This is a genomic window from Rhodanobacter sp. Root627 (assembly GCF_001427835.1).
Lineage (GTDB): Bacteria > Pseudomonadota > Gammaproteobacteria > Xanthomonadales > Rhodanobacteraceae > Rhodanobacter > Rhodanobacter ginsenosidimutans.
Genome location: NZ_LMGW01000002.1, coordinates 1,287,279 through 1,290,991, shown reverse-complemented (window position 1 = coordinate 1,290,991; position 3,713 = coordinate 1,287,279). Strand labels below are relative to the sequence as shown.

2 tRNA genes and 2 rRNA genes are annotated in these 3,713 nt (G+C 54.1%); all 4 read right to left on the bottom strand.

Features of this window, described 5'->3' with window-relative positions:
- Positions 1–129: 129 nt before the first annotated feature.
- A 5S ribosomal RNA gene (gene rrf, locus ASD68_RS12890) occupies positions 130–243 on the bottom strand.
- A gap of 202 nt (positions 244–445) precedes the next feature.
- A 23S ribosomal RNA gene (locus ASD68_RS12885) occupies positions 446–3,329 on the bottom strand.
- Between the two features lie 211 nt (positions 3,330–3,540).
- Positions 3,541–3,616: transfer RNA gene (locus ASD68_RS12880), tRNA-Ala, on the bottom strand.
- Positions 3,617–3,634: 18 nt separating this feature from the next.
- Positions 3,635–3,711: transfer RNA gene (locus ASD68_RS12875), tRNA-Ile, on the bottom strand.
- Between the last annotated feature and the right edge of the window lie 2 nt (positions 3,712–3,713).

The window sequence follows — 3,713 nt, the reverse complement described above, 5'->3', positions numbered from 1 at the left end:
ATATCGACGGAAGCCGTCCTCAACAGCGCTATCCAATGCCCGGACGGTGCGCTTCGTCAGCCGGATAAAAAGAAGCCGYGCAAAAGAAAAACCCCCACCGTTTCCGGTGAGGGTTGATCAGGATAAAGCCCCTGGCGGTGACCTACTCTTGCATGGGCGAGCCACACTACCATCGGCGCATGCGCGTTTCACTTCTGAGTTCGGGATGGGATCAGGTGGTACCACGCCGCTATGGCCGCCAGGGAAGGGGTTGAAGCAGCGCACCAAGCGCCGGCTTCAGTCTGGAGCACAAAGCCTTTCTGAAGAGTCCGCCATGGATGGCGGGTTTTGCTCTTCGCGAAAAGGACTTCGCGTCAAATAAATCATAAACGAGTGACAAGCGTCGAGGTGAATTCGAAAACAAACTCGGCCTATGCCAAGGACACACGAAGCGTCTTGGGGTTATATGGTCAAGCCGCACGGCTCATTAGTATCAGTTAGCTCCATGCATTGCTGCACTTCCACACCTGACCTATCAACCACCTGGTCTTGATGGTGCCTTAAGGAGAGTCAAGCTCTCGGGAGATCTCATCTTGGGGCGTGCTTCCCGCTTAGATGCTTTCAGCGGTTATCACTTCCGTTCATAGCTACCGGGCAATGCCATGGGCATGACAACCCGAACACCAGCGGAACGTCCACTCCGGTCCTCTCGTACTAGGAGCAGCCCCCCTCAAATCTCCAACGCCCACGACAGATAGGGACCGAACTGTCTCACGACGTTCTGAACCCAGCTCGCGTACCACTTTAAATGGCGAACAGCCATACCCTTGGGACCGGCTACAGCCCCAGGATGTGATGAGCCGACATCGAGGTGCCAAACACCGCCGTCGATATGAACTCTTGGGCGGTATCAGCCTGTTATCCCCGGAGTACCTTTTATCCGTTGAGCGATGGCCCTTCCATACAGAACCACCGGATCACTAAGACCTACTTTCGTACCTGCTTGATCCGTCGATCTCGCAGTCAAGCACGCTTATGCCTTTGCACACAGTGCGCGATGTCCGACCGCGCTGAGCGTACCTTCGTGCTCCTCCGTTACTCTTTGGGAGGAGACCGCCCCAGTCAAACTACCCACCATACATGGTCCCTGACCCGGATAACGGGCCGAGGTTAGAACGTCAAGCACTTCAGGGTGGTATTTCAAGGATGGCTCCATGCAAGCTAGCGCCTGCACTTCAAAGCCTCCCACCTATCCTACACAGAAGAACTCAACGTTCAATGTAAAGCTATAGTAAAGGTTCACGGGGTCTTTCCGTCTTGCCGCGGGAACGCTGCATCTTCACAGCGAATTCAATTTCACTGAGTCTCGGGTGGAGACAGCGCCGCTGTCGTTACGCCATTCGTGCAGGTCGGAACTTACCCGACAAGGAATTTCGCTACCTTAGGACCGTTATAGTTACGGCCGCCGTTTACTGGGGCTTCGATCAAGAGCTTCGCCTTGCGGCTGACCCCATCAATTAACCTTCCAGCACCGGGCAGGCGTCACACCCTATACGTCCACTTTCGTGTTTGCAGAGTGCTGTGTTTTTGATAAACAGTCGCAGCGGCCAGGTTACTGCGACCCATCGACGCTCAGTCACGCACGTGACCACGTCAATGGGCGCACCTTCTCCCGAAGTTACGGTGCCATTTTGCCTAGTTCCTTCACCCGAGTTCTCTCAAGCGCCTTGGGATTCTCACCCTGCCTACCAGTGTCGGTTTACGGTACGGTTTTTCTATAGCTGAAGCTTAGTGGCTTTTCCTGGAAGCGTGGTATCAGTCACTTCGTCCAAAATAGGACTCGTCTCGGTGCTCGGCATAAAGGGTCCCGGATTTGCCTAAGACCCATGCCTACCGCCTTTCCCCGGGACAACCAACGCCCGGTAGACCTAACCTTCTCCGTCCCCACATCGCACTATAGAAAAGTGCAGGAATATTAACCTGCTTCCCATCGACTACGCATTTCTGCCTCGCCTTAGGGGCCGACTCACCCTGCGCCGATGAACGTTGCGCGAGGAAACCTTGGGCTTTCGGCGTGGGGGCTTTTCACCCCCATTATCGTTACTCATGTCAGCATTCGCACTTCCGATACCTCCAGCATGCTTTACAACACACCTTCACAGGCTTACGGAACGCTCCTCTACCGCGTACACATAAATGTGCACACCCCGAGCTTCGGTGCATGGCTTAGCCCCGTTAAATCTTCCGCGCAGACCGACTCGACCAGTGAGCTATTACGCTTTCTTTAAAGGATGGCTGCTTCTAAGCCAACCTCCTGGCTGTCTATGCCTTTCCACATCGTTTTCCACTTAGCCATGACTTGGGGACCTTAGCTGCGGGTCTGGGTTGTTTCCCTTTTCACGACGGACGTTAGCACCCGCCGTGTGTCTCCCGGATAGTCTGTCCTGGTATTCGGAGTTTGCCATGGTTTGGTAAGTCGCGATGACCCCCTAGCCATAACAGTGCTCTACCCCCAGGAAGATTCGTCCGAGGCGCTACCTAAATAGCTTTCGAGGAGAACCAGCTATCTCCGAGTTTGTTTAGCCTTTCACTCCTATCCTCAGCTCATCCCCATCTATTGCAACAGATGTGGGTTCGGTCCTCCAGTGCGTGTTACCGCACCTTCAACCTGGCCAAGGATAGATCACTCGGTTTCGGGTCTACTGCCTGAGACTATGCGCCCTATTCAGACTCGATTTCTCTTCGCCTCCCCTATACGGTTAAGCTTGCCACAGACAGTAAGTCGCTGACCCATTATACAAAAGGTACGCAGTCACCCTTGCGGGCTTCCACTGCTTGTACGTATACGGTTTCAGGGTCTATTTCACTCCCCTCTCCGGGGTTCTTTTCGCCTTTCCCTCACGGTACTAGTTCGCTATCGGTCAGTCAGTAGTATTTAGCCTTGGAGGATGGTCCCCCCATGTTCAGACAAGGTTTCACGTGCCCCGCCTTACTCAATTTCACACMAAATGCCTTTTCGTCGACTGGGCTATCACCATCTATGGCCGGGCTTTCCATCCCGTTTGACTAAAACATAATGTGCTTTTGGGCTAGTCCCCGTTCGCTCGTCGCTACTCAGGGAATCTCGGTTGATTTCTTTTCCTCCGGGTACTTAGATATTTCAGTTCCCCGGGTTCGCCCCGTACACCTATGTATTCAGTGCACGGTACCGCTTGCGCGGTGGGTTTCCCCATTCGGACATTGCCGGATCAAAGCTTGTTGCCAGCTCCCCGACACTTTTCGCAGGCTGCCACGTCCTTCATCGCCTCTGACTGCCAAGGCATCCACCGTATACGCTTAGTCGCTTGACCATATAACCCCAAGTCGCCTCGGGGCATRCACCCTCTTCAGGTGCAGCCAAGTTACTTCGTTTTCGTGCCTTAACACTTGCCTCGGTTCGGTTTCGAACCAAGACGCTTGTCACTCGTTTATGGGTTTTCAAAGAACATCATACCGGCCTCAATGCCGGATGATTTCAACAAATCTTGTGTGTGCTGATACTTCACGCCCGRAATCGAACCTTGGTGGAGCCTGTCGGGATCGAACCGACGACCCCCTGCTTGCAAAGCAGGTGCTCTCCCAGCTGAGCTAAGGCCCCAAGGAAACCTTGGCATAATGGTGGGTCTGGGTGGACTCGAACCACCGGCCTCACCCTTATCAGGGGTGCGCTCTAACCACCTGAGCTACAGACCCAT